General features: G+C 58.4%; 21 protein-coding genes. 11 read left to right on the forward strand and 10 right to left on the reverse strand.

Annotated features, from left to right (window positions below; all coding sequences use genetic code 11):
• The 6 genes from OZ656_RS17140 (at position 1) to OZ656_RS17165 (ending at position 5,154) form a co-directional block, all read left to right on the forward strand.
• Positions 1 to 759: an FCD domain-containing protein gene (locus OZ656_RS17140; RefSeq protein ID WP_153740586.1), complete on the forward strand. Its 759-nt coding sequence runs from the start codon at positions 1 to 3 to the stop codon at positions 757 to 759.
• A gap of 59 nt (positions 760 to 818) precedes the next feature.
• Positions 819 to 1,589, forward strand: a complete 771-nt coding sequence (locus OZ656_RS17145) for an ABC transporter ATP-binding protein (protein WP_153740585.1) — start codon at positions 819 to 821, stop codon at positions 1,587 to 1,589.
• Between the two features lie 106 nt (positions 1,590 to 1,695).
• Positions 1,696 to 2,448 (forward strand): transporter substrate-binding domain-containing protein, encoded by a 753-nt coding sequence (locus tag OZ656_RS17150; RefSeq protein WP_023008671.1) that lies wholly within the window; start codon positions 1,696 to 1,698, stop codon positions 2,446 to 2,448.
• A gap of 47 nt (positions 2,449 to 2,495) precedes the next feature.
• Entirely contained in the window at positions 2,496 to 3,200 is a 705-nt protein-coding gene (locus tag OZ656_RS17155; protein WP_014422560.1) for an ABC transporter permease, read from the forward strand.
• Between the two features lie 3 nt (positions 3,201 to 3,203).
• Positions 3,204 to 3,926 (forward strand): ABC transporter permease, encoded by a 723-nt coding sequence (locus tag OZ656_RS17160; RefSeq protein WP_014422561.1) that lies wholly within the window; start codon positions 3,204 to 3,206, stop codon positions 3,924 to 3,926.
• 169 nt (positions 3,927 to 4,095) lie between these two features.
• Complete coding sequence (locus OZ656_RS17165; protein ID WP_278350541.1) at positions 4,096 to 5,154, forward strand: succinylglutamate desuccinylase; 1,059 nt, start codon at positions 4,096 to 4,098, stop codon at positions 5,152 to 5,154.
• Positions 5,155 to 5,178: 24 nt separating this feature from the next.
• On the opposite strand, the gene OZ656_RS17170 is transcribed toward OZ656_RS17165, so the two are convergent.
• Complete coding sequence (locus OZ656_RS17170) at positions 5,179 to 8,205, reverse strand: efflux RND transporter permease subunit (RefSeq protein WP_278350540.1); 3,027 nt, start codon at positions 8,203 to 8,205, stop codon at positions 5,179 to 5,181.
• Positions 8,205 to 9,296, reverse strand: coding sequence for an efflux RND transporter periplasmic adaptor subunit (locus OZ656_RS17175; RefSeq protein ID WP_199451841.1), 1,092 nt, complete (start codon positions 9,294 to 9,296; stop codon positions 8,205 to 8,207). Before OZ656_RS17175 ends, OZ656_RS17170 begins: the two co-directional genes overlap by 1 nt.
• A gap of 163 nt (positions 9,297 to 9,459) precedes the next feature.
• Between OZ656_RS17175 and OZ656_RS17180 the strand changes: the two genes are divergently transcribed.
• Complete coding sequence (locus tag OZ656_RS17180) at positions 9,460 to 10,104, forward strand: TetR/AcrR family transcriptional regulator (protein ID WP_141067961.1); 645 nt, start codon at positions 9,460 to 9,462, stop codon at positions 10,102 to 10,104.
• 11 nt (positions 10,105 to 10,115) lie between these two features.
• Here the strand turns inward: OZ656_RS17180 and astB are convergent, their stop codons facing one another.
• The 7 genes from astB to cadR form a co-directional block, all read right to left on the reverse strand.
• Positions 10,116 to 11,456, reverse strand: coding sequence for an N-succinylarginine dihydrolase (astB, locus tag OZ656_RS17185; RefSeq protein WP_278350539.1), 1,341 nt, complete (start codon positions 11,454 to 11,456; stop codon positions 10,116 to 10,118).
• A gap of 14 nt (positions 11,457 to 11,470) precedes the next feature.
• The gene (gene astD / locus OZ656_RS17190; protein WP_278350538.1) at positions 11,471 to 12,946 is read right to left on the reverse strand and encodes a succinylglutamate-semialdehyde dehydrogenase; all 1,476 of its coding nucleotides are present in this window, start codon (positions 12,944 to 12,946) and stop codon (positions 11,471 to 11,473) included.
• A complete protein-coding gene (gene astA, locus OZ656_RS17195) occupies positions 12,946 to 14,031 on the reverse strand; it encodes an arginine N-succinyltransferase (protein WP_113879245.1) in 1,086 nt (361 codons plus the stop codon). Before astA ends, astD begins: the two co-directional genes overlap by 1 nt.
• A gap of 27 nt (positions 14,032 to 14,058) precedes the next feature.
• Positions 14,059 to 15,075 carry an arginine N-succinyltransferase gene (locus OZ656_RS17200; protein ID WP_278350537.1) on the reverse strand — a complete coding sequence of 339 codons (1,017 nt, stop codon included), beginning with the start codon at positions 15,073 to 15,075 and terminating at the stop codon, positions 14,059 to 14,061.
• A gap of 249 nt (positions 15,076 to 15,324) precedes the next feature.
• Positions 15,325 to 16,542, reverse strand: a complete 1,218-nt coding sequence (locus OZ656_RS17205) for an aspartate aminotransferase family protein (protein WP_278350536.1) — start codon at positions 16,540 to 16,542, stop codon at positions 15,325 to 15,327.
• Between the two features lie 44 nt (positions 16,543 to 16,586).
• Positions 16,587 to 18,050: an exonuclease domain-containing protein gene (locus OZ656_RS17210; protein ID WP_379945221.1), complete on the reverse strand. Its 1,464-nt coding sequence runs from the start codon at positions 18,048 to 18,050 to the stop codon at positions 16,587 to 16,589.
• A gap of 268 nt (positions 18,051 to 18,318) precedes the next feature.
• Complete coding sequence (gene cadR, locus OZ656_RS17215) at positions 18,319 to 18,726, reverse strand: Cd(II)/Pb(II)-responsive transcriptional regulator (RefSeq protein WP_007148576.1); 408 nt, start codon at positions 18,724 to 18,726, stop codon at positions 18,319 to 18,321.
• A gap of 95 nt (positions 18,727 to 18,821) precedes the next feature.
• Here cadR and OZ656_RS17220 point away from each other — a divergent pair, with 95 nt between their 5' ends.
• The 4 genes from OZ656_RS17220 to OZ656_RS17235 all read left to right on the forward strand — a co-directional run bounded on the left by OZ656_RS17220 (position 18,822) and on the right by OZ656_RS17235 (position 22,711).
• On the forward strand, positions 18,822 to 19,718 hold the full coding sequence (locus tag OZ656_RS17220) for a cation transporter (protein ID WP_004364974.1): 897 nt from the start codon (positions 18,822 to 18,824) through the stop codon (positions 19,716 to 19,718).
• Between the two features lie 3 nt (positions 19,719 to 19,721).
• Complete coding sequence (lspA, locus tag OZ656_RS17225; protein WP_003821921.1) at positions 19,722 to 20,234, forward strand: signal peptidase II; 513 nt, start codon at positions 19,722 to 19,724, stop codon at positions 20,232 to 20,234.
• A gap of 21 nt (positions 20,235 to 20,255) precedes the next feature.
• Positions 20,256 to 21,545, forward strand: a complete 1,290-nt coding sequence (locus OZ656_RS17230) for an ISL3-like element ISPpu12 family transposase (RefSeq protein WP_011784406.1) — start codon at positions 20,256 to 20,258, stop codon at positions 21,543 to 21,545.
• Positions 21,546 to 21,637: 92 nt separating this feature from the next.
• A complete protein-coding gene (locus OZ656_RS17235; protein WP_227548871.1) occupies positions 21,638 to 22,711 on the forward strand; it encodes a DcaP family trimeric outer membrane transporter in 1,074 nt (357 codons plus the stop codon).
• Positions 22,712 to 23,110: 399 nt separating this feature from the next.
• Here the strand turns inward: OZ656_RS17235 and OZ656_RS17240 are convergent, their stop codons facing one another.
• A complete protein-coding gene (locus tag OZ656_RS17240) occupies positions 23,111 to 24,364 on the reverse strand; it encodes an NADH:flavin oxidoreductase/NADH oxidase family protein (protein ID WP_153740573.1) in 1,254 nt (417 codons plus the stop codon).
• Between the last annotated feature and the right edge of the window lie 38 nt (positions 24,365 to 24,402).

Below are 24,402 nucleotides of genomic sequence, written 5' to 3' on the forward strand. Positions count from 1 at the left end.
ATGGGGATATCGCAGGAAATTTCCTTCAGGCTAGAGCGGCTGATTCTCGACGGCGGCCTGGCACCGGGGCAGAAGATACCCTCGGAGCGCCAGCTTTCGACCAGACTGGGGGTTTCCCGGGCCATCATTCGTGAAGCATTGCATGAACTCCAGGGGCGGGGCGTCATCGAAACCCAGCATGGACGGGGATCTTTTGTTGCCAGCATTGTCCCGAACACAGACGATCTGGAAGACAACAGCCCGTTGATGCACCTGTTTGCCGGCCACCCCCGCACCCTTTATGACCTGCTGGAAGTGCGCGAACAGCTGGAAGGCCAGGCGGCCGAACTTGCAGCCCAGCGCGCCACCCGAGGTGATCTACACCGGATTACCAAAGCCTACCGTGCCCTGGAAGACACCGACCCGCTCAGCAACGCCAAACCCGACCACGGTTTTCACCAGGCTATAATTGAAGCATCTCATAACCCGGTACTGGTACATGTGCTCAATGGTCTGAAAAACATGATGCTGCTGACCGTGCATGCCTCCGTTGCCAACCTGAATCCAAGGGCGGAGATGCGCCAGTTAATCATGAAGCAGCACAAGCAGATCTATCAGGCCATTATGGCGGGCAAGGCCACAACCGCCCGCAAGGTGGCCATGGCCCACGTACGTTTTGTTCAGGATTCATTGAGAAGCCTGGAAAACCAGGGGGCAGAGGTCATTCGAGTCTCACTCGAGTCCAACAACTTTCACGAAAACCCAACAAAGCGGTATTGATTTCCACGGCAACAGTCCGTAAAACATGCGCCTTTGTATGACAGTCTCAGGAGCCAGCCATGGCGGAACCAGCGCCTCTTATTTGCAGGGACATCCACAAGACCTTTAACAAGCTGGAAGTTCTCAAGGGCATCTCTCTGGAAACCCGTAAGGGTGATGTGGTTTCCCTGATTGGCAGTTCCGGTTCCGGCAAGAGTACCTTTCTGCGCTGCATCAATCTGCTGGAAACCCCCACCTCCGGTGACATTATTGTGCACGGCGACCCAATCCGGTTCACCGAAAACCGAAAAGGTGAACGGGTACCCGCCGATAACCGCCAGGTGGAACTGATCCGGGCTCGCCTCTCCATGGTCTTCCAGGGCTTCAATCTCTGGTCCCATATGACGGTGCTGGAGAACATTATCGAAGCGCCGGTTCACGTTCTGAAGATTCCGAAAAAAGAAGCGATTGAGCGCGCAGAGGCCTACCTGAACAAGGTCGGCATCTACGAACGCAAGGACTATTACCCGGCCCAGATGTCCGGCGGACAGCAGCAGCGGGCGGCCATTGCCCGGGCGCTGGCCATGGAACCCGAAGTGATGCTGTTTGATGAGCCAACCTCGGCCCTGGACCCGGAGCTGGTGGGCGAGGTCCTGAAAGTTATGCAGAGTCTGGCCGAGGAAGGCCGAACCATGATCGTGGTCACCCACGAGATGGCGTTTGCGAGGGATGTGTCGAGCCAGGTCCTGTTTTTGCATCAGGGCGTGATTGAGGAGCAGGGAACCCCGGACAAGGTTTTTGACAACCCGGATTCCGAGCGTATGAAGCAATTTCTTGCTCCCAAGTTCTGAACACCAGTGCTATCTTGAATCGGTGTTGGACGAGGCGTTGAAGAATAGCTCCCGAAACTTCCATAAAAAATAAAGCCTTTGTGGCGAATTACCGGAGAAGTGACACATGAAAAAACTGATTGTTGCAGCAAGTTGCGCCCTGGCCCTGGTTGCCGGCACGGCCCAGGCTCAGGAAAGAAACCTGCGCATTGCTTTTGATGTGCCCTACGAGCCATTCGAATACAAAGACGAAAACGGTGAGCTGACCGGTTTTGAAGTGGAACTGGCCGACGCCATGTGTGAAGAGATGAACGCCAACTGCGAATTCGTCATCCAGGCATGGGACGGCATGATTCCGGGCCTGCTGGCTCGTAAGTTTGATCTGATCATGTCTTCCATGTCGATTACACCGGAGCGTGCAGAGCGCGTGCTCTTCTCCGAGCCGTACTACAATACCCCGGGCGGCTGGTTCGGCCCGAACGATTTCAGCACCGACGTCACTGATATGGATGCCATGAAAGGCAAGACTGTCGGTGTTCAGCGCGGTACCACCATGGACACCTACGTGACAGAGAACATGGGTGGCATTGTTGAAATCAAGCGCTACACCACCGCTGATGACATGGTGCTGGACCTTGAAGGGCAGCGCCTGGACGTGGTCTTTGTCGACTATCCGGTGGGTGAGCAGACTGTTCTGTCCAAAGACGGCTTCAAGGAAGTGGGCGAGCCTGTGAAACTGGGTGAAGGTGTGGGCGTTGCCATGCGCAAGCGTGATGCCGACCTGGCCGATGAAGTAAACGCCGCCCTGCGCACGTTGAAGGAAGATGGCACCTACGACACCATCATGAAGAAGTACTTTAACTACGATATCAAGATGTAATGACCACGGGGGCGGCGCCACGTCGCCCCCGCTGACCGGATACTCCCATGTTTGATCTGAAAGGCTATGGCCCGGCCCTCGCAGAAGGAGCGGTCATCACCATTGAGCTGGCCTTCCTGTCTCTGGCCCTGGCCCTGGCGCTTGGCCTGGTTGGTGCCAGCGCAAAACTCTCCGGCAGCCGTGTTGCCGCCGGCATCGCAACCGCCTATACCACGCTGATTCGCGGGGTTCCGGACCTGGTAATGATGCTGCTGTTCTATTACGGCGGCCAGGTAGCGGTGAACATGCTTTCGGATTATCTGTGGGAAACCCGCGGTATCGACTTTTTCTTCCAGTTTGATCCTTTCATTTCCGGCGTGGTGACCATCGGTCTGATTTTCGGTGCCTATATGACCGAAACCTTTCGCGGCGCCTTTCTGGCAGTGGATGTCGGTCAGATTGAGGCGGCCAAGGCCTATGGTTTTTCCCGCTGGCATACCTTCCGGCGGGTGATGATCCCGCAGATGTTGCGCCATGCCCTGCCGGGCATCGGCAATAACTGGCAGGTGTTGCTCAAGACCACAGCGCTGGTGTCCATCATTGGCCTGACCGATATGGTTCGGGTGGCGGAGGAAGCCGCCAAGGCGGAGCGCATGCCTTTCCACTTCTTCGTACCGGTGGCTGCCGTGTATCTGGCGCTGACGGCGGGGTCGGAGCTGTTTATCAAGTGGCTTGATCGTCGAGCCAATGTCGGCGTGGTTCAGGGGAATTAAACGATGCCTGATTTCATTGCCGAGTGGTTGAACAAGAACGAAATTTTCACGGCCATGACGCTGATGGAGTACTGGGACGGTCTGGTTACGACCGTACACCTGGTGTTTCTGTCGCTGGTCATCGGCCTGGTGGTGGCGGTGCCGCTGGCGATTCTGCGTACGGTCCGGAATCCGCTGGTGTCCGGGCCAATCTGGATCTACACCTATCTGTTCCGGGGCACGCCGCTGCTGATCCAGCTGTACATTATCTATTATGGAGTAGCGCAGATTCCGGGGATTCAGGAGACTTTCTGGTGGGAGATCTTCCGGGAACCTCTTTATCCTGCCCTACTGGCCTTCACGCTGAATACCGCAGCCTACACCACGGAGATTATCCGGGGGGCGATCATGTCGACGCCCCATGGTGAGATTGAGGCGGCGAAAGCCTATGGTATGAACTGGTTTCTGCGGATGCGCCGGATCATTCTGCCGAGTGCGGCGCGACGGGCGGTTCAGGCCTATTCCAATGAGGTGATTTTCATGCTGCACGCCAGTGCGATTGCCAGTGTGGTCACCATTGTTGATCTGACAGGGGCGGCGCGGAACATTTATTCGCGGTTTTATGCGCCGTTTGATGCGTTTATTTTCGTGGCGCTTTGCTATATGGCGCTGACGTTTATTCTGGTGTTTGCTTTCCGCAAGCTGGAAAATCATCTTTTGCGGCATCAGCGGCCGGTTAATTCCTGACCTCTGGATATCAGTCATTCAAGTCTGGTGCATGGCCAGCCGGCAGGGATGTCCTTCCGGGAACCGCTACGAGCACATCCCTGTGCGCTTCTCGAAGGCCATCCTTGGCCTTCGACATTCCCGGAAGGACATCCCTGCCGTCTGACCCCGAACCGTACTGGGGGAGTCTATGAAGGCAACCAATCAACTCTTTGACTTTCACCCGGACTGGCTGAGCCATACCCTCGCCAACGCTTCCACTGATCTCCCCGAAACCAAAACCGCCCTGCCCGATGGCACCCAGGTTTCCCGCAAGGCCAACGGGGTTCTGTGGCTGACGCCACCGGCTGACAGGGCTAACCCGAATCAGGAAGCCCTGATCATTTCCGCCGGCGTGCATGGCAATGAGACGGCGCCGATTGAAGTGCTCAACACGCTGGTTTCGGAGCTGTTTTCCGGGGAGTGGTCGCTGGCGTGCCCGCTGCTGCTGATCCTGGGCAACCCTCCTGCCATGGTGGCGGGTGAGCGGTTTCTGGATGTGAACATGAACCGGTTGTTCAATGGCGCCCATGGCAAACCGGAATATTCCGGGCTTGCGGAGGGCCGGCGGGCTCGGTTTCTGGAGGAAATGTGTCGGCAATTTGCGATGGCGCATCAGGGTCTGGCGTTAAGCCATTATGATCTGCATACCGCTATTCGCCCGTCCAAACGGGAGCGCTTTGCGTTGTACCCGTTCGTGGAAGGGCGGTCCGTTCCGGCAGGCCAGTGTGCGTTCCTGCTGGAGGCCGAGGTGGAAACCCTGTTGCTGCAGCATAAGGAATCGACAGTGTTTTCATCGTTCACTGCCAGCACTCTGAAGGCGGAGAGCTTTACCATTGAGCTGGGCAAGGTGGAGCCGTTTGGCCGGAATGATCTTCGACGGTTCAAAGGCATTAAGCGAGCCTTGCGCCGGCGTTTCCGGGGTGAGGCAGCACCGGCAGTGCTGCCACCGTTTGATCATCTGACGGTGTTTGAGGTGGTGCATGAGGTGCTCAATACCGGGCCGGCTTTCCGGTTTCATGTGCCGGACAATGTAGCGAACTTTACCGAGTATCAGCCCGGCACGGTGATCTGGGAGGATGATCAGGATGACTACCGGGTCGGCACTGCGCCGGAGGCGGTGGTGTTTCCGAACCCGGCAGTGCCTGTGGGCCAGCGCGTCGGGTTGATGATTCGGGCCAAGGAGGTGTTCAGGGCCAGCTCTTTGTGAGCGACCCTGAACATGGCACCGGGATCAGGCCGGCGCGTTTTCCGGTTCGGCCACCGGCAGTTTGATCAGCTTGGTGCAGACCGCCGGGATCACCAGCAGGGTCAGGACCGTCGAAGCCAGCAGACCGCTGATAATGGCCCAGGCCATCGGTGGCCACAAGGTGGAGCTGGAGAACGCCAGCGGCAGCAGGCCGGCCACGGTGGTTGCGGTGGTCAGCAGGATGGGCCGGGTACGGCGTTCCACAGCGGTGCGTACCGCATCGGCAATGGCTCGGCCCCGTTCCAGCTCCCGATCCATTACGTCCAGCAGGACGATGGCGTTGTTCACCACGATACCAACCAGAGCAATCACCCCCAGCAGCGACTGAAAACCGAAGGGCGAACCGGACAGAACCAGCCCCGGAAAGATGCCCACGGTTGCCAGCGGTACGGTCAGCAGGATAATGCCCACCCGCCGGAAGGAGTTGAACTGCAACAGCAGGAAGAACAGCAACAGCAACATGCCAATCGGGGCCGCGGTCAGCAGTGCGGAGTTGGCACGGTCAGAACCTTCGGCATCTCCTCCCATGTCCAGTCGCGTGCCCGCCGGCAACGAGTTCTGTTCCAGGCCCGCATACAGGCCGTCCAGCGCCTGGCTGAAGCTGTAATCTTCCTCCAGATTGGCACTGACCGTATTCACCCGTACCCCGTTGCGCAGGTAAACCGCCGCCGGTTCCCAGGTGGTTTCCACCGTGGCCACGGCCGATAGTGGAATGGCATCGCCCTGGTCGTTGTAGGTATTCACAGACAGCAGGCGCGACAGTGACAACGACGTGCCTTCGCGGGAGCGCAACACGATGGGTATCGGGTCGTCCTCCTGTCGATAACGCTCAGCCACGGCGCCGTAGCTCTGGCCATACAGGCTCTGGGCAACATCGGCTCGGGTGAGGCCATAGCGGGCGGCGGTGGCGTCGTCCACATTGATGGCGATGCTGGGCACACCAATGTCGAGATCATGGCGAACATCCACCGTGCCCTCAACACCCCTGAGAATGGAATAGACCTGCTCGGTGGCTCGGGCGCGGGCGTTGTCGTCCGGATGGAAGACACGGACTTCTACCGGCGCAGGCCGCGGTGGTCCCTGCCCCAGAATCCCGGCGGTGATATCCAGCTCCGGCAGCGACCGGGCGGCCTCGTGGCGGATCCATTTCACCAGGTCGGTGGTATCGGCCAGCGTTGGCGTTCGAACCACCAACCTTGCCCGGTTAGGCGCCTGTGGCGAGCGCTGCAGGTTGTAATAGAACGACGGCCCGGTAAAACCGACAAAGCGGTGCACTTCCAGTGCCTCTGGCCGGGTCCGGATAGCCTGTTCCAGAACCGCGGCCACTTCAGCGGTTCGGGCCTGATCGGTGCCTTCGGGCATGTACATTTCGACGATGACACGAGGTCGGTCGGCGTTGGGGAAAAACTGCTGGGCCATGAACGGGGTCATGCCCAGGCTGATCACCACCAGCAGGGCGCCGGCGGTGATCAACCGGGCCGGGTGCCGATACACCAGGCCACCGAGGTAGCTGGCCAGGCCGATAAGCCGGTCTTTGTGAATATTTTTCCGGGGCTTCAGAAAACGCGCCGCCAGCAGGGGCACGGCAGAAATTGCCAGCAGATAGCTCACAGAAAGGGTGAGCATGATCATCACCGGCACGCCCCGGGTGAAATCCGCGGCGCCGCCCCTGGCCATCAACAGCGGCGCAAAGGCGGCAAGTGTTGTGCCGGTAGACGCACCCAACGGCCCGGCCAGCTCACCGACCGCCTTGCGCAGGGCATCCAGCCGGCGCATGCCCTCATCCAGATGGCCCTGTATGTTTTCAACAATCACAATGGCGTTGTCGATCAGGATACCCAGGGAAATGACCATCCCGATAACGGCAATCTGATGCAACACCCCACCCCCGAGGTCATAGAGCCCCACGCTGATCAGGGCCACCATGGGCAGGATGGACGCCACCAGCAGGCCCATGCGGATACCCATGCCGGTAAATACCACCGCCACAATGATCAGTACCGACAGCACCAGGCTCCAGGCCAGATCATCCAGCCGGTCAGACACCTTGTCGGGCTGAAAAAACATCTCGCGGAGCTGGTACGGCTCGAAGTCTGGACGCACCTGGTCCAGCCGTTCCCGGATCCGCTCGCCAAAGCGGATGGCGTCGGTGGAACCTTCTTCCATGATAATTGACAGCAACACCACCCGCTCGCCGTCGAACCAGGTCTCTGGCTGCCGGGGCTCGGCCGGCCCACGCCAGACTTCTGCGGCCGCTGCCAGGGGCACCTGGGAGCCATCTGGCAGCTCAATGGGCGTCGCGCGAATCGCGTCTATGTCCGTGAACTCAGTGTTCGGCAATACTGATAGGCGCTTGCCTTCCACCACCACGAAGCCACCGGGGATGGTCTGGTTGCGCCGGGCCAGGGTGTCGAGTATCCGCTTGGGCGGAACTCCCAGCCGATACAGCGCGGCGTCGTCAAGTGCCAGGGTAATCTGTTCGTCGGCATCCCCTTCAAGTTCAATGCGGGAGATGCCAGGGATATCCAGAAGGTTCTGTTTCAGGCGTTCGGCCACCTCCGAAAGCTCAGTCACTGAGGGTGAACCGCCCACGGCCAGCACCACGGCCGGGATGTCGATCAGACGGTCATCCAGCTCCATCAGGCCCACATCATCGGGGAAATCCTGGCGCGCCCGCTCCATGGCCTGACGAACCCGATCCCACGCCGAATCGGTGTCGTAGATGCGGTCCCGGAGTTTCAGCCGGGCCAGTGCCACGCCGGTTCTGGCGGTGCCCTGGCTCCAGTCCAGCTCTTCGACCTGACGCAATTCATCGGTCAGCGGCTGAAGCACCAGGCGCTCAACCGCCTCGGCACTGGCACCGGGATAACTCACCGTGATCATACCGGCCCGGTATGGGAAACTCGGATCTTCCTGACGGGGCATGGTGCTGTAGGCGGCAATACCGAGCAGGCAGAGCATGGTCACCACCATGCCCAGCAAGCGTTGACAGTTAAGCAGTCGGCGGGTCATCAGCGCACCTCCACGGTGTCACCATCCACCAGCCGGGTCATACCGGCATACACCACCTGATCTCCCGGGCTCAATGCACCCGGGTGCACCATGACGCGCTCACCGATGACCCGGTCGACCTGTACCGGAACCCGCTGAGCTACCTGGTCTTGCACCCGGAACACACTGGTGCCGGTACTGTCGCGAACGACCGCCAGCAGGGGCACGGTAATGGCAGATTCCCGCACCGGGGCAATGCCCACTTCCACCGGCTCACCGGAGGACAGGGAATTTGGTGGCAGGCTGACCAGTACCGGATGCAGTTCCCCGCGGATGGAACTGCCCTGGGCAATCTCCACCACAGTGCCGGTGGCAGGTTCACGGTTGCGGTCCTGCACCAGCCAAACCGGTAACTCCTGACCAATCCGGACATGGCCGAGCAAGTGCGCGGGCACCCGCACTTCCACTTCCCGCCCCAGCGGCGAGGACAAGCGCATGACCGGCTGCCCCGCCCCCACGAACTCATCCCGCTCCACCAGCAATGCTTCCACCTGCCCGGCAAAGGGCGCTTTCAGAACACTTTCCTCAAGCAGCCTCGTGGCTTCGGCCAGTGAGGCTTCGGCTGTCGCCATGCTCGCCCTCAGGGAATCCCGGCGGGCGGCAATCTGTTCCAGCGTCTGCTCCGAGACCACGCCTCGCTGATGCAACCGGCTGGAGCGTTCCCACTCCCGCTGGGCCTGTTCAAACTGGGTTCTCAGCTCATCCAGGCGGGCAGCTGCGGAATCCCGCGCCGGTTCCAGCGCCGGATTGTACAGACGCGCCAGCACATCACCGGGCTTTACCGTCTGCCCCAGCTCAACCGGGCGTTCCTTCAGCGTCCCGCTGACCTGAAATGTGAGGGTTGCACGCTGGGCTGCACGGACAATGCCGGAAAACCGCAGAGGAATTTCTTCCATCTGGCCACCGGTGACAGCGGATACCCGCACGGAGACCGGCGTATTTTCAGCGTTTTCGCCGGATTCGGTACCGCCACCGCGGCAGCCGGAGACAGACAGTACGGCCAGCAGCGCACTGGCCAGAACAAACGGAGAGTGACGTAGTGTGAGAGACATAGTGTTCCAGCCCCTTTCCCTGAACAGGTTGATTGTGACCTCCGGTCCATCGGAGGTTGCCCATTGTTTCCGACATCATGTCACTCTTTGACAAATTGTCAATAATCGGCTTTCATCGGTTATCAGTTATCATGCAGCCAAAGCCGGAAAGCTCGGGATCACAATGAATGAACCGCTGAAATCACGACGGGAACGGGAAAAACAGGCAAGGTACGACGCCATTCTGGACGCCGCCGAACTGGTATTCTCAGAAAAGGGCTACGACCGCACCTCCATGGACGACATTGCGCGCACAGCCAGTCTGAGCCGGGCTCTGCTCTATGTCTATTTCAAGGATAAGGCCGCCATCCAGCGAGGCATCATGCTGCGGGCCGGGCAGGATCTGGTGACCCGGTTTGAGCGGGCGATGCAGGCAACCGATACCGGGCTCGGGAAGATCCGGGCCATGGGAGAGGCTTATTACCGTTTCTTTGTGGAAGCTCCGGACTACTTCACCGCTCTGACCAAGGCTTCCACCGCCATCGCCGATGCGGAAGAAGACCAGGCCAGGGAGATGCTGTGTTCAAAGAACGAACTGATGGTGCTGATGGAAGCGGCGATTCATCTTGGCCTGGAAGACGGCACCATCAGCCGCGACCGTATCCAGTCGCCAGCGCAAACCGCGCTTTACCTGCGCGGCGCCCTGCATGGCGTGATCATGTTGTGCCAGGCGGAATCCACCGAGGCCGGGGAGTTTCCTTCCGAAGCACTCATTCGTCATACCATGGATATGCTCACCCGCTCTATCTCCAGCGAGCCGGTACACTGAGCTGACCAGCCTTACAACTGAAAATCGTAGATGCTGCCGAGACCAAGAATACCGGTCAGTTCATCCAGCGCCTTGCGCACTTCCTCCAGTAACATCGGGTCGGCCAGGTCCTGCTGGCTGAGCTGGTCGCGGTAGTGGGCTTCAACCCAGGAGGTCAGTCGCTCATAGAGCGCATCGGTCAGGATCACACCCCGGTTGATAGCGTGCAGCTCGGCGTCGTTGAGCACCACCCGCAAGCGCAGACACGCAGGCCCGCCACCATTGCGCATGGACTGTTTGACATCAAACACTTCCACCGCGGTGATCGGCGTGTCGGCTTTCACCAGTTCATCCAGATACCGGCTGACCGAGGCCACTTCGCGGCACTCACCCGGTACAGCCAGCAGCATACCATCGGCAGTGTTCAACAACTGGCTGTTGAACAGATAGGAAGCCACCGCATCTTCGATGGGCACCTGCGCTGATGAAACACGCACGGCTTCCAGCTCGGCACCGGTCAGGCGTTCCTGGATGTCTGCCAGCACCCGGGCTTCCTCAAGAAAAGCCTGCTCGTGATAGAACAGGCAATTGCCATTACCGACCGCAATCACATCGTTGTGGAACACGCCGGCATCGATAGCCGCCGGATTCTGCTGGGCAAACACGGCATGGCGATCGGTCAGGCCATGCAGGCGGGCAATGGCGCGTGACGCTTCCAGGGTCTGGCGCGCCGGGTACTTGCCTGGCGCCGGAGCGGATTCATTGAACGCGACCTGGCCATACACAAACAGCTCAACGCCCGGCTCCCCGTAGCGACTGCACAGGCGGGTGTGATTGGCCGCCCCCTCATCGCCAAAATGACTGACTGACGGCAGCGCCGGATGATGGGCAAAGTAGCTTTCGTCACCAAAAATCGCTTTCAGCGAACGACCCGTGACCTGGTGTTCAATGGAGCGGTGGAACTTGGCACTGAGATTGGCCGGGGTGAAATGCACCCGGTGATCGGCTGTGTCGGCACTGGGAGAGACGGTAGCCGCGTTCGCGGTCCACATGCAGGACGCCGACGACACCGCCGCCAGAATGGCGGGATCTGCCTTGGCTACGGCTTCCAGAATCTGGCGCTCATTGCCTTCAAAGCCCAGCGCACGGAGAGTGGGAATGTGCGGGCGCTCGTGGGGTGGCAGAATGCCCTGCACATAGCCCCGGTCCGCCAGCCGCTTCATCTTCGCCAGTCCCTGGAGTGCCGCCTCCCTGGGGTTGGCCACCGCATTGACGTTGGATTTTGAGGCCACATTGCCCCAGGACAGCCCGGCGTAGTTATGGGTCGGACCCACCAGGCCATCGAAGTTTGCTTCTACCGCATGTTTAACCATGGCAGCTGTTCCTGTCAGTCAAAATTCAGGCCCGGGGCCAGGCTATCCGGCAGCTCACTCTTGCCGGCTTCCAGAGAGGCCATCGGCCAGGCGCAGTAATCGGCCGCGTAATAGGCACTGGCACGATGGTTACCGCTGGCGCCGACACCACCGAACGGTGCGGCACTGCTGGCCCCGGTAAGTGGCCGATTCCAGTTCACAATACCGGCGCGCACTTCCTCCACCAGGCGGTTATAGAGTTTGCGGTCATCGCTGAGGATGCCGGCAGACAGGCCGTAGCGGGTGTTGTTGGCAAGTTCCAGAGCCTCATCGAAGCCTTTGTAGCGATACACCGTCAGCAGCGGGCCGAAAAACTCCTGGTCTTCCAGCTCTACCCCGGTCGCATCCACAATCCCCGGCGACAACAGGCCGGTATCGGGCTTGAGCTGTTTCATTGCCAGCAGAGAGGTCGCGCCTTTTTCCAGCATTGCGGCCTGGGCCTTGAGCAATTGGTTCGCCGCTTCGGCTGAGATCACCGAGCCCATGAACGGCTGCGGGTCGGCATCGAATTCCGCTACGGTGATGCGGGCCGCGACTTCCACCAGCCGTGCCAGGAATTCTTCGCCCTTCTTGCCTTTGGGCACCAGTAACCGGCGAGCACAGGTACAGCGCTGTCCGGCCGAAAGGAACGCGGACTGCAGTGCGTGGTGCACGGCGCCATCCAGGTCTGACACATTTTGAACGATCAGCGGGTTATTACCGCCCATCTCCAGAGCCAGGATCTTTTCCGGCTGGCCGCCGAACTGTTCGTGCAGGAGGTGCCCAACGGTGGAACTGCCGGTAAAGAACAAACCGTCAATCAGCGGGTGGCGGGCCAGGCACTTGCCGGTATCGGAACCGCCCTGAACCAGATTGATCACCCCATCCGGCAGACCGGCTTTTTCCCAGAGCCTGACGGTGAGTTCCGCCACCCCCGGGGTCAGTTCACTGGGTTTGAACACCACGGTATTGCCGGCCAGCAAGGCCGGCACAATGTGCCCGTTGGGCAGATGGCCCGGGAAATTATAGGGGCCAAATACGGCGACCACGCCATGGGGGCGGTGGCGCAACACCGCATGTCCGCCGGCCACGTCAGATTCAGTGTGCCCCGTACGCTCGTTGTAGGCTTTCACGGAGATCGGAATTTTACCCATCATGGCCGCCACTTCGGTGCGGGACTCCCAGAGAGGCTTTCCCGTTTCCAGGCCGATCTGATGGGCCATTTCTTCCTTGTTGGCCTCAAGCAGTTCCCCGAAGGCCTCAATCACCGCCTGGCGTTCTGCGAGACTTTTCCGGCGCCAGGCCAAAAACGCCTTTCGAGCTTCCCGAACCGCTGCGTCCACATCTTCGAGACTGGCGGCATTGCCATCCCAGACCGTTTCACCTGTTACCGGCTGCACCGATTCGAAGGGCGCTCCGTGGCCTTGCAGCCAGAGCCCGTCGATGTACACATTGCCTGTCAGGTTTGCCATTATTTACCACCTCCCGGTTCGGAATTGTTTGGCCGGATCGGCGACAAAGCACCCTCCTTCAAGGGGGCAATACGCACCGGATCACCCGACTCCACTAAAAGAGCCTCGGCCAGCACTCTAGGAATTTTGACAGTGTCGGGCCCGATGCAGTTCATGGGTATGGTGGTTACCCGAAAGTCCCGGAACGACCGGTTCGAGATCATCACCCGTTGCTCTGCCGGCACATCCAGATCCATGCTGTGATTAACTACCATGGCATGCCGGTTGACCGCTTCCCTCACCGTACGAATGTTATGGACAAAGGCTTCAACCACAGGCCCGCCATCGAAAATATCCACCATGCCGTTGAAGTTGAAACCTTCGGCCTGCAGCATCTTCAGCGCCGGCCGGGTATTGTCGTGCACCATGCCAACGACCGCCCGCGCGGCGTCTGGCAACATCGGCAGGTAGATGGGGTATTTCGGCATCAGTTCAGCAATGAACGATTTATTGCCGAGCCCGGAGAGCATGTCGGCCTGGCTGAACTCCATGTCAAAGAACTTGCTGCCCAGGGCGTCCCACAGGGGGCTTTTGCCATCTTTGTCCGAGACCCCACGCATTTCCGCGAAAACCTTGTCGGAAAAACGTTTGCGAAAATCGTCCAGGAACATAAAACGACAGCGGGATAACAACAGCCCGTTGCCACCCCCCTGATACTCGTCGGAAAGCAGCAGCGAGCAGATTTCGGTGGTGTCGGTCATGTCGTTGGACAGGTTCAGCGTGGGCGTGCGCACATGCACACCCAGCTCTTTCGATGCATTGACCGTGACACTCAGCCGGTAATTGTAGAACACTTCTTCGAGGCCAACCCTGGCCTCGATACCACTGATGCCAACGGTCTTCCTGGCCTGAATATCTTCCAGCGCAAACAGGTACAGGGCCGCTTCCGGCGCACAGCGCTGATTGAAGGATTCACGGGCGCGATCAATCTTGCGCTGAAGCAGTTCCCGGTCGGCGGGCAGTGTGGTCAGGCCTTTGCCGGCCTTCTGGGCCATGGCATAGAGGTCTTCCAGATCGTCAGACTGAAGCGGGCGGATCACCAGCATGTTACGCCCTCCCCTGTATTTGCATGCTCATAACGGTGAAATCCTTACCGGGTCGCCGGCGCTGCTTTCCAGGCCATGCCAGGTGCTCACCGGCACTTTCACATCATCCGCCAACGTTTCTGCCACCGGGGTCAACAGGCAACGGAAGTGCTCACCTTCGCCGGCGCTGATCAGGCAGGTTTCACCATCGTTCTGGTGGCTGCCGTGCAGTGTTTTGGGCTGACTGGTCACCAGGGTTCTCAGGCTGTCGGTGCGCACTTCCATCACCGGTCCGCCGTCAAAGATATCGACGTAGCATCCGGGCTGAAAACCTTCGCGCTGGAGCAACTGATAGTTTGGCTCGGTCAGCGGATGTGGCTGGCCCAGGGCTTCCTGAGCCTCGGTACTGAGCAGGGTGACGTACACCGGGTTCGGCGGCATGAGTTCGGCAATAAAGGTTTTGCTGAGCTGCCCGGAGTATTGATCGGCGGTTTCAAAGTCCATATTGAAGAAATGTCGCCCCAGGCTGTCCCAGAAGGGCACGCTGCCGTTTTCGTGCTGTATGCCCTGGATTTCAACCACCGTTCGGTTGGTGAACCATTCCCGGTGGCTGGCAATGAACATCATTCGGGCCCGGGATAGCAGCTCGAATACCGGGGTGTTGCGGTGTTGTTCTTTCAGGGTGAAGGAGCACAGCAGGGTCAGGTCGGTCAGGGCGTGGCTCGGGTACAGGACTTCGACGCGGCGCGAGACGTTGAGTTCGTGGGAGGCGTGGATTAGGTAGTCGCGCCGGTAATTGTAAAACGGGTGGCCGTTGCCGGCGCGGCTATCGATACCTGCGGTGCCTGCGATTTCACCGGTGTCGGTGTTTTCGAGCACGAACAGAAAGCGGCGCGGAGTGCCTTCGGGGGCGTTGTCGGCCAGGGAGGCTTGGGCGTGTTTGATTTTCCGGGCCAGGGTTTCTTCGGTTTTGGGCAGGGTGGACGAGAGCCTGGCGGTTTGGGCGCCGGCTATGTCCAGGATTTGTTGCAGGTCATCCAGTTTGGCTGGTCTGACTCGCCACATGGTGCGCTCCTCTATCGAACCATCAGGATTTTTGGAGCAGGCTCGCCCGCCCCTGGAACTGGGTTCCCCTTCCGGAAACCGCTACGAGCCCCCCTCCGGGGTCCGGCCCACAATCGCAGATTGTGGTCGTTCGGCTGTCGCATGAAGCTTTGCTTCATAAGCGCTCGGCCGAACCCCTGTGCGCTTCTCTCCGGCCATCCATGGCCTCCGAAATTTCCGGAAGGGGAACCCAGCCCCAGGGGCTACATTTTACTTAGCCGTGATCTTCTTCACTGCAGCTTCAAACCTTTCCAGCGCTTCTTCAATATCCGTTTCCGGAATGATCAGCGAAGGCGCCAGTCGCACCACATTGGCTCCGGCCACCAGGACCATCACGCCCTCATCCAGACCGGCGTTCAGGAAGTCTTTGGCCTTGCCCTGCCACTGTTCGGTCAGCACACAACCCAAGAGTAGACCAGCACCGCGTACTTCGGAGAACACGCCGTAGCGTTCACCGATGTCCATCATGCCTTTGCGCAGTTTCTCGGAGCGGGCTTTGACGCCCTTGAGGATTTCCGGCTGGCTGACGGTGTCGATGACTTTCTGGGCCACAGCGCAGGCCAGCGCGTTGCCGCCGTAGGTGCTGCCGTGGGTACCTACGCCCAGGCTGGCCGCGACTTTGGCGGTAGTGAGCATGGCGGCAACGGGGAAGCCGCCGCCCAGGCCTTTGGCGCTGGAGAGGATATCTGGTGTTACGTCGTACATTTCGTAGGCGTACAGGTAGCCGGTGCGGCCTACGCCACTTTGGACTTCGTCGAAGACCAGCAGGGCGTTGTGTTCGTCGCAGAGCTCTCGCAGCCCTTGCAGGAATTCGGGATCCGCCGGCAGTACGCCGCCTTCGCCCTGGACCGGCTCGACCACGACAGCGCAGGTTTTCTCTTTGGAGATCAGCGCTTTTACTGAGTCCAGGTTATTGAACTCGGCGTGATGGATGCCGCCGGGGGCCGGTTCGAAGCCTTCCAGGTATTTGGGCTGGCCACCCACGCTGACGGTGAACAGGGTGCGGCCGTGGAAGGAGTTCTTGAACGAAATGATCTCGTGTTTTTCCGGACCGTAGTGTTCCCAGGCGTAGCGACGGGCCAGTTTGAAGGCAGCTTCGTTGGCTTCAGCGCCGGAGTTTGCAAAGAACACCCGTTCAGCGAAGGTGAGATCGCACAGGGTTTTGGCCAGCCGCAGAGCGGGCTCGTTGGTCATGACGTTCGACAGGTGCCAGATTTTTTCTGACTGTTCCTGCAACGCTCCCAATAGCCCCGGGTGGGCATGACCCAGGCTGGTGACGGCAATGCCGCCCTGCAGATCCACAAACTCCCGGCCTTCCTGATCCCACACGCGGGAGCCTTCGCCTCGCACCGGGATAATGGTTCCGGGGGCGTAGTTGGGCACCATGACTTCATCAAAAAGTTCGCGGGAGACAGGTTCTCTGTTCATGGATCTCTCTCTGAGTGGATGAATTCCTCCCCATAATACGCCACTCAGGGCATAAGAACAGCCGGTCGTGTTATAGCATGTAACTCGATGATGCGATGGTGGTTTCGATCTTTCCCCAGGAGCGCTTTAATGAGCAGCTTGTAGGAATCCAGATCAAAGGTGACCGGGTCTTCCCCGGGCTGATAGTCGTGCAGATCGGCCTCGGTGTGCCGGTCGCTGCGCAGCGTTTCTATATGAATCCAGTTCCAGATGATCAGCCAGTCCGTGCGTCCGTTTTCCGGGTTTTCTTCGGCCAGGGCGACTGGGCCGGGCCAGGGCCAGGTTTTCAGACGCAGATTATGGAAAGCGATCTGCATGCGCAGGTTGAAACGGGTGACGTCTTCCGCGCCTTCACAGGCACCTTTGCACCGCCCCAGGGATCGTTGAAAGCATGGCCCAGGGGTTGCCGGCTCCAGTCCCAGGAGTTTGCCGCACAGGTCGTTTTTGCTGGCGATGCCCCGCAACGCACTTAACGCGTCCCGCTTGCTGCGAAACAGGCCGAAGTAATCTCCCAACCGGTCCGGTGTGATGGTTCTGGCCAACTCGGCATTCAGGTAGCCGGAGCTGTCCGGGTGCAGGGCGATGCTGACCAGGCTTTTCGCCGCCCGTGAGCGACGGTTGTACAGCGGGCTCATGGTCTTTATCTGTTTGAGTTCCAGCAACAGGGCACCCAGCTCTCGGGCAGTTTCGGTGTACTCCACCCGGCGCAGGCTTTCGGACAGCCGGATTCCACGGCTGCTCTGATGATCACCGGAAAAATGCGAGGCCACCCGCTGGCGAATATTGGTGCTTTTGCCCACGTACAGCAGCACATCGTTATCTCCATAAAACCGGTACACACCGGGCCCCGCCGGCAAATCAGCGAGCATTTCCGCGGGTACGTTGGAGGGTGTGCTGGGGCGCTGGAGCAGGCGGTTGATGGTGGCACCAACGGTGTCTTCGCCCTGCTCAAGCAAGGTGTGTTCAAAGAACGCCAGCATGGCAGTGACATCACCCATGGCCCGGTGGCGCTCAACGGCTGGTAATCCGTGCCGGGCGATCAACGCATCCATGTTGTGGCGTTCGGCCTCCGGATAGAGCGCCCGGGAAAGTCGAACGGTGCAAAGCACCCGGGCACTGAACAGACGCCCCAACCTGCGGAATTCACTTTTGATAAAACCGTAATCAAAGCGTGCGTTATGGGCGACAAAAATGCACCCGTCCAGGTGCCGCTCCAGCTCGTCGGCAACGGTCTCAAAACGAGGGGCACTCGCCACCATGGCATTGGAGATACCCGTCAGTCGTTCGATGAACCCGGAGATCCGGGCTTCCGGGTTCAGGAGCGTTTGCCATTCCCCCACAACGACCCCGTTACGCCAGAAGCGGATACCAATTTCGGTGATCCGATCCCGCTGGGCATTGCCGCCGGTGGTTTCAATATCGACGAAGGCAAACGTAGGTTCAGATAGCATCTCGTGTTTGAAAATCATCTTGCCCATTACGACCAAAGTACTCCTCCGGATGCCACCATGACTGAATCGAAGGCCTATAGTCATTCGTCTAAATAATCACCGATTCTGTTTGAATTGTCATAGATTCGTAACTACTTTGTCTGTGGGTCCAACAACAATAAACGTGTGGAGACAACAACAATGCAAAGCAACAAATTAAGGGTAAGCGGATTAAATGGTTGATCTTACCTTTGCATGAGAGTGAGACAGACCGGCATCTCATCGGATTATCTGGTTGATGCTTCACCTACTGCTGGTGCATGTTTCCTTCGCTAATTCCAGCAAGAACCCCACACGCCTCAACTTCCCGGTCATCGTTGCAACTCGCTCTCAGTGAAACGAGTTGTTTCTCAAGCGCTTGCAGAGCGGTTATCTGCGACCGCACATGAGAGATGTGATCATCGAGCAAGGTGTTGACGGCGGTACAAGGCTGATGAGGGTCGTCCTGATAGCTCTGTAGTTCGTGAATCTCAGCCAGTGACAGGCCCAGGATTCTGCAGCGACGGATGAAGGCCAGCCCCTCACCATGCTTCTCGGTATAGACACGGTAACCGTTGTCCTGCCGATCAGGCGGCGGCAACAAGCCCTGCTGTTCATAGAAGCGGATCGTCTGTGTTTCGACCCCTACCAACTGCGCCAACTGACCAATGCGCATCAGCCTCCTCCCCAACGGATTCTTTACTCTATTGACCTTATAGTAGCTTTATAGTTTTAAATGGTACCACAACATTGTTCAAGTGGAGTCGTATCATGAGCAAATCCTGTGGTGGCGCCTGTGGCGGTGATGCAACGTCCGCAGCGGATACCGATATACAGGCCTCCTCCGAGGCGCCAGGGAGATGGGTCAGTGTTTATGCCGTGCCGAAGATGGACTGTCCATCAGAAGAACGAATGATTCGCCTAGCCCTGAACGGCTTTGAGGAGATTCGGGCGCTGTCCTTCGACTTGTCGAACCGCCGGCTGAAGGTCGTGCATGACGGCGAGGTCGAGCCCGTCACCTCGAAACTGAAGACCTTGGGGCTAGGCGCCTCGCTTCAGGAAACCGTCGCTGCAAATCCGGAGACCATCAAGGCCGCCGAGTTTTCGGCAGCTTCTGCTAAGCAAGAATCCGGGACCCTGCGCTGGTTGCTCGGCATCAATGCACTTCTGTTCGTGGTGGAAATGACTGCCGGTCTGATCGCCCGGTCCACCGGCCTGATTGGAGAATCCCTGGACAATTTTGCCGATGCGGCGGTGTACGGGCTTGCCCTTTATGCGGTTGGACATAGCGTGAAAATGCAGGTACGTGCCGCGCATCTTGCTGGTGTACTGCAACTGATCTTGGCTGTGGGCGTGCTCGTAGAGGTGGTGAGACGCTTTGTATTCGGTAGTGAGCCTGAATCGCTGGTGATGATGGCTATCGCATTCGTCGCATTGATTGCCAATACCAGTTGTCTGCTGCTCATATCCAAACATCGGGAAGGCGGGGCGCACATGAAGGCAAGCTGGATATTCTCGGCCAACGACGTGGTGATCAACCTGGGGGTCATCACCGCCGGCGCCCTGGTCGCGTGGACCGGTTCCAATTATCCGGATCTGATTATCGGCACCATCGCGGGGGGCATTGTACTTAACGGTGCCAGACGCATTTTGGCGTTGAAGGGTTAAATAATGCTCATTATTGGCAAAAAGCTCTCGCCGTATGCCCTATTGTCCATATCGGGCCTGCTGGCAGCGTCTGATCAGGCTGTAAAGTGGCTGGTGCAGCAATCAATGGCCTATGGCGAGTATGTTTCGGTGACCCCGTTCTTTAACTGGGTGCACCTATGGAACACCGGTGCCGCATTCAGTCTTTTTGCGAATGGTGGAGGCTGGCAGCGCTACTTTTTTATCGGAATCGCGGTAGTGGTCTCGATTTTTCTGATCAAGCTGATCCTTGAAAATCGTCATAAAGGAGAAGCCATCGCTTACAGTCTTATCCTCGGTGGCGCCATGGGCAACCTGATTGACCGGGTCTTTCGCGGCTATGTTGTGGATTCCTTTGATTTCTATTGGCGAGACTGGCATTGGCCGGCCTTCAACCTGGCTGATATTGCAATTGTCCTCGGTGCCTTACTTTTCGTTTCCAGCAGCTTGTTGGGTAAAAAAGCAAACACCAATGCCGAGTCGGATGGATCTGACTGACACCTACGCCTATACAACACCATGACCGAACTTCCCGACAACATCCTTCACCTGCCGCAATACCAAGTACTGGGCTGCAAATCAACCGACGACGAAATGCACTTCCAGGTGGACGTGCCCGATCCCATCGCCTGCGAGGAATGCGGCGTGCAGGGTGAGTTCGTACGGTTCGGCAAGCGTGACGTTCCCTATCGTGATCTGCCCATCCACGGCAAGCGGGTCACTCTCTGGGTGGTCCGCCGCCGATACACCTGCCGGGCCTGCAAGACAACATTCAGGCCCCAGCTACCGGAGATGGTGGACGGATTCCGTATGACACTGCGGCTGCATGAGTACGTGGAGAAGGAATCCTTCAACCACCCCTACACCTTTGTGGCGGCACAGACCGGCCTGGACGAGAAGACGGTGCGCGACATCTTCAACGCCCGCGCCGAGTTCCTGGGGCGCTGGCACCGCTTCGAGACGCCCCGCATCCTGGGCATTGACGAGCTATACCTGAACAAGCGCTACCGCTGCATTCTGACCAACATTGAGGAGCGAACCCTGCTCGACCTGCTGACCACCCGCCGCCAGGACGTGGTGACCAACTACCTGATGAAGCTGAAAGACCGGCAGAAGGTCGAGATCGTCAGCATGGACATGTGGAACCCCTACCGGGCAGCGGTCAAGGCTGTGCTGCCCCAGGCCCGTATCGTGGTCGATAAGTTCCATGTGGTGCGCATGGCCAACGATGCCCTAGAGAGAGTGCGCAAGGGCCTCAGAAAGGAGCTGAAACCGTCCCAGAGCCGGACTCTCAAGGGAGACCGGAAAATCCTGCTGAAACGCGCTCACGAAGTCTCAGACCGGGAGCGCCTCATCATGGAGACCTGGACAGGCGCGTTCCCGCAACTGCTGGCCGCCTACGAGCACAAGGAGCGCTTCTACGGCATCTGGGACGCCACCACACGGCTCCAGGCAGAAGCCGCCCTGGACGAGTGGATAGCCACCATCCCGAAGGGCCAAAAGGAAGTCTGGAGCGATCTGGTCAGGGCAGTGGGAAACTGGCGCGAAGAGACCATGACCTACTTCGAGACGGACATGCCCGTCACCAACGCTTACACGGAGTCCATCAACCGACTGGCCAAGGACAAGAACCGTGAAGGGCGCGGTTACTCCTTCGAGGTGATGCGGGCACGAATGCTCTACACCACGAAGCACAAGAAGAAGGCACCGACTGCGAAGGTCTCTCCTTTCTACAAGAAAACCATCGGTTACGGACTGCCGGACTTCGCAGAGGAACTCAACTACGGAGTCGATCTATCAACCATCTGAGGGTGGTATCAGATTGATGGGGTGAAGGTGCCCCATCAACCATTAAATCCGTATACCCCAAATTAAGAATGGCAATTCGTGCGACGGCTGCTATGACAGTTCTGGGTCTGGCTTCTCAGGCACAGGCGTTTGAAATCCAGGCCGGCGATGTGAATGCCGACATCTACGGCTACGCGCGACTGACTGCCACTTACGATATCAACGAAAAGATCACCGGTGACAACAGTACTCTGGCTGGTGATTTCGGTAAGGTTTCTGGCTCCGATAATGAAGGCCACTTCGACGCCTCAGCAACTCAAAGTCGTATTGGTGTTAAAGCGAGCCTGCCACAGGATTTCAAGATCACCGTCGAAGGTGACTTTGCCAGTGGTGGAAACTTCCGCCTCCGCCATGCTTTTGGCGAATATAACGGCATTCTGGCAGGGCAGACCTGGTCAAACTACAACAGCTTCACCGGCAATACGCCGACCCTGGATTTTAACGGCAGCGCCGGCTGGGCAGGATATCAGCTTCGGACCGCACAGCTTCGTTATACCACGGGCGGTCTCTCCGTCTCAGTAGAGGATCCCAAGGGTTCGTTGGACGGAACAACAATTGTAGTCAACGGGGATGAGGTTGACACCGACAAAGACACCATGCCGGCCTTCACTGCTCGCTACGAGGGCTCTGCTGATGCTCTGTCGTTCGCGGTTGCAGGTCTCCTCAAGCAAAACGCATATGAAAACGAAGTCAACGACACTGATGATACAGCCATGGGTTACGGCATGTTTGGCGCTGCCAAATTCAAGGCCTCTGACATGGTGTCTATCCAAGGCGCCCTGAACTATACAGACGGCGCCAATGCCTATCTGTACCAGTCCGGTTCAGCTGATGCCTACCTCGACGGTGAAGACCTCGAAACCATCTCAGGCTACGGCGCTTCAATCGGCACCAGCTTGTCCCTCGGTAACGGCCGCAGCGTCAACCTGACCTACGGTATGGTGGAACTGGATGTTGAAAATGATGGAGACGAAGAAACCCGCTCCAACATCATTGCCAACTACATGTGGACGCCGGTCAAGAGCGTGATGATGGGCGTTGAATACCAGTACTGGAAAACTGAAACCAAAGGTGGTGACAGCGAAGACGCTAACCGCCTGATGTTCGCAGCACAGTACAACTTCTGATCCTTCCTATCAGAAGTTAACTCAGAATTACCCCGGCTTCGGCCGGGGTTTTTCGTTCCAGGATGGTGCGCCGGCACCATTCCTGCTCAGCTCTTATCTTCCAGCCTCAAAGCCAATTATTCCTTACTTAACATTTTCATAGACTTACCTTCTGCCAGAAGATTTGGCACGGCCAATGCAAAAGCCTGGATACGCTGGCGACAGCGAACTCGCATTCCTATCGCAACGACGTGAGGTAACGCCATGAAACTCGCCAAAGACCAAAACCTGTTGTTTGAACTGACCCAACCTGCGGAAGCCTGGGCCATGCAGGATCTGCACGATTATTTTGACTGGATGTTCTTTGCCAACTGATCAGAAAGGCGGCCGGCTGGCCCCCGGGGACAGCCGGCTCTCCGATTAGCTGCCCGCCCGTAACCGTGTTCGAACGCCTCGGGTAGCCATAACCGCCAGCACCTCCATCAGGGATAACAGGCCCCGGTCGTGCTGTTTTGGAGCCCTGCCACGGGCAATTCTTCCGATCTGACGGGTGTACCAACTGACCTCCATCAGAGCCATATCGTCGATCATTCGAAGGCCGGTTTTAATAGGCTTGACCGCACTGGTAACCGGATCGCCCGCCATAATACGAGTCGGCAGATCAGGTTCCACAACCAAGGGCCTTGCCAGCCCCACCAGGTCCGTGGCACCAGAATCGATGGCCTGTGCCATCCCCCGCTCTGTGCGGAACCCGCCCGTGACCATCAAGGGTACGTCCGTCAATTCACGGACTTTTTCAGCAAACTCCAGGAAGTAGGCTTCCCGTGCCAGGGTGCTGGCTTTCACCTCCTCGCTTCCGGCACCTTTCGCCATGGCGGGGTTTTCATAATTTCCTCCTGAGATTTCCACCAGATCAATGCCCTCTGCCACCAGCGCCTTGATCACAGCCAGAGACTCATCCTCAGTGAAGCCCCCGCGCTGAAAATCAGCCGAATTCAGTTTGATACCAACATTAAATTCCCTGCCACAAGCCTTGCGGATTTCTCGATACACAGACAGTACAAAGCGCCGCCGGTTCGCCGCAGAACCACCCCACTCGTCGGTGCGTTGATTGTGATGGGGAGACAAAAACTGGCTAACCAGATACCCATGGGCTCCGTGAATCTGTACACCATCAAATCCCGCCTTTTTGGCGACGGCTGCGGCCTGCGCAAAGCGACGAATAATGTCATCAATCTCCGGCCCCGTGAGCGCACGCGGAGTTGCGAACATCCCCCGCAGGTCCTTCTTGAACGGAATCGCGCTTGGAGACACCGGGTCTCTATTAAGCATCTTCGGGCTTTGCTTGCCTGGATGATTGAGCTGCATCCAGATCTGTTTCCCGCCACCCCGCCCGGCCCTGGCCCAGGATTTGAGAAGATCCAGATCGGCCTCATCCTCGACCACGACGTTTTGCGGCTCCCCGATGTGCCTCCGGTCAATCATCACGTTGCCAGTGATCGACAGCCCGGCACCCCCGTCTGCCCAGGCTCTGTAAAGGGTGATCAATTCTTTAGTCGGATGATTATCAATGCTTCCCAGCGTTTCGCTCATTGCGGACTTGGCAAAGCGATTGGGGATAACCGATCCATTCGGCAGCGTGAATGGCCTGGACATCAGTTCTGAGGGAGTCATGGGAGCCTCGTATCACAGTCGTTTGTTGTGACACTGAT

Source organism: Marinobacter sp. LM1, assembly GCF_042763285.1.
GTDB classification, from domain to species: domain Bacteria; phylum Pseudomonadota; class Gammaproteobacteria; order Pseudomonadales; family Oleiphilaceae; genus Marinobacter; species Marinobacter nauticus.

Coding starts and splice junctions, on each gene's coding strand:
- OZ656_RS17155 (WP_014422560.1), top strand. CDS start 2,496: ATGTTTGATCTGAAAGGCTATGGCCCGGCCCTCGCAGAAGGAGCGGTC.
- OZ656_RS17180 (WP_141067961.1), top strand. CDS start 9,460: ATGAATGAACCGCTGAAATCACGACGGGAACGGGAAAAACAGGCAAGG.
- OZ656_RS17160 (WP_014422561.1), top strand. CDS start 3,204: ATGCCTGATTTCATTGCCGAGTGGTTGAACAAGAACGAAATTTTCACG.
- cadR (WP_007148576.1), bottom strand. CDS start 18,726: ATGCGCATTGGTCAGTTGGCGCAGTTGGTAGGGGTCGAAACACAGACG.
- OZ656_RS17165 (WP_278350541.1), top strand. CDS start 4,096: ATGAAGGCAACCAATCAACTCTTTGACTTTCACCCGGACTGGCTGAGC.
- OZ656_RS17230 (WP_011784406.1), top strand. CDS start 20,256: ATGACCGAACTTCCCGACAACATCCTTCACCTGCCGCAATACCAAGTA.
- OZ656_RS17205 (WP_278350536.1), bottom strand. CDS start 16,542: ATGAACAGAGAACCTGTCTCCCGCGAACTTTTTGATGAAGTCATGGTG.
- OZ656_RS17145 (WP_153740585.1), top strand. CDS start 819: ATGGCGGAACCAGCGCCTCTTATTTGCAGGGACATCCACAAGACCTTT.
- OZ656_RS17140 (WP_153740586.1), top strand. CDS start 1: ATGGGGATATCGCAGGAAATTTCCTTCAGGCTAGAGCGGCTGATTCTC.
- lspA (WP_003821921.1), top strand. CDS start 19,722: ATGCTCATTATTGGCAAAAAGCTCTCGCCGTATGCCCTATTGTCCATA.
- astA (WP_113879245.1), bottom strand. CDS start 14,031: ATGCTGGTGATCCGCCCGCTTCAGTCTGACGATCTGGAAGACCTCTAT.
- astB (WP_278350539.1), bottom strand. CDS start 11,456: ATGGTTAAACATGCGGTAGAAGCAAACTTCGATGGCCTGGTGGGTCCG.
- OZ656_RS17150 (WP_023008671.1), top strand. CDS start 1,696: ATGAAAAAACTGATTGTTGCAGCAAGTTGCGCCCTGGCCCTGGTTGCC.
- astD (WP_278350538.1), bottom strand. CDS start 12,946: ATGGCAAACCTGACAGGCAATGTGTACATCGACGGGCTCTGGCTGCAA.
- OZ656_RS17240 (WP_153740573.1), bottom strand. CDS start 24,364: ATGACTCCCTCAGAACTGATGTCCAGGCCATTCACGCTGCCGAATGGA.
- OZ656_RS17170 (WP_278350540.1), bottom strand. CDS start 8,205: ATGACCCGCCGACTGCTTAACTGTCAACGCTTGCTGGGCATGGTGGTG.
- OZ656_RS17175 (WP_199451841.1), bottom strand. CDS start 9,296: ATGTCTCTCACACTACGTCACTCTCCGTTTGTTCTGGCCAGTGCGCTG.
- OZ656_RS17220 (WP_004364974.1), top strand. CDS start 18,822: ATGAGCAAATCCTGTGGTGGCGCCTGTGGCGGTGATGCAACGTCCGCA.
- OZ656_RS17235 (WP_227548871.1), top strand. CDS start 21,638: ATGACAGTTCTGGGTCTGGCTTCTCAGGCACAGGCGTTTGAAATCCAG.
- OZ656_RS17210 (WP_379945221.1), bottom strand. CDS start 18,050: ATGATTTTCAAACACGAGATGCTATCTGAACCTACGTTTGCCTTCGTC.
- OZ656_RS17200 (WP_278350537.1), bottom strand. CDS start 15,075: ATGTGGCGAGTCAGACCAGCCAAACTGGATGACCTGCAACAAATCCTG.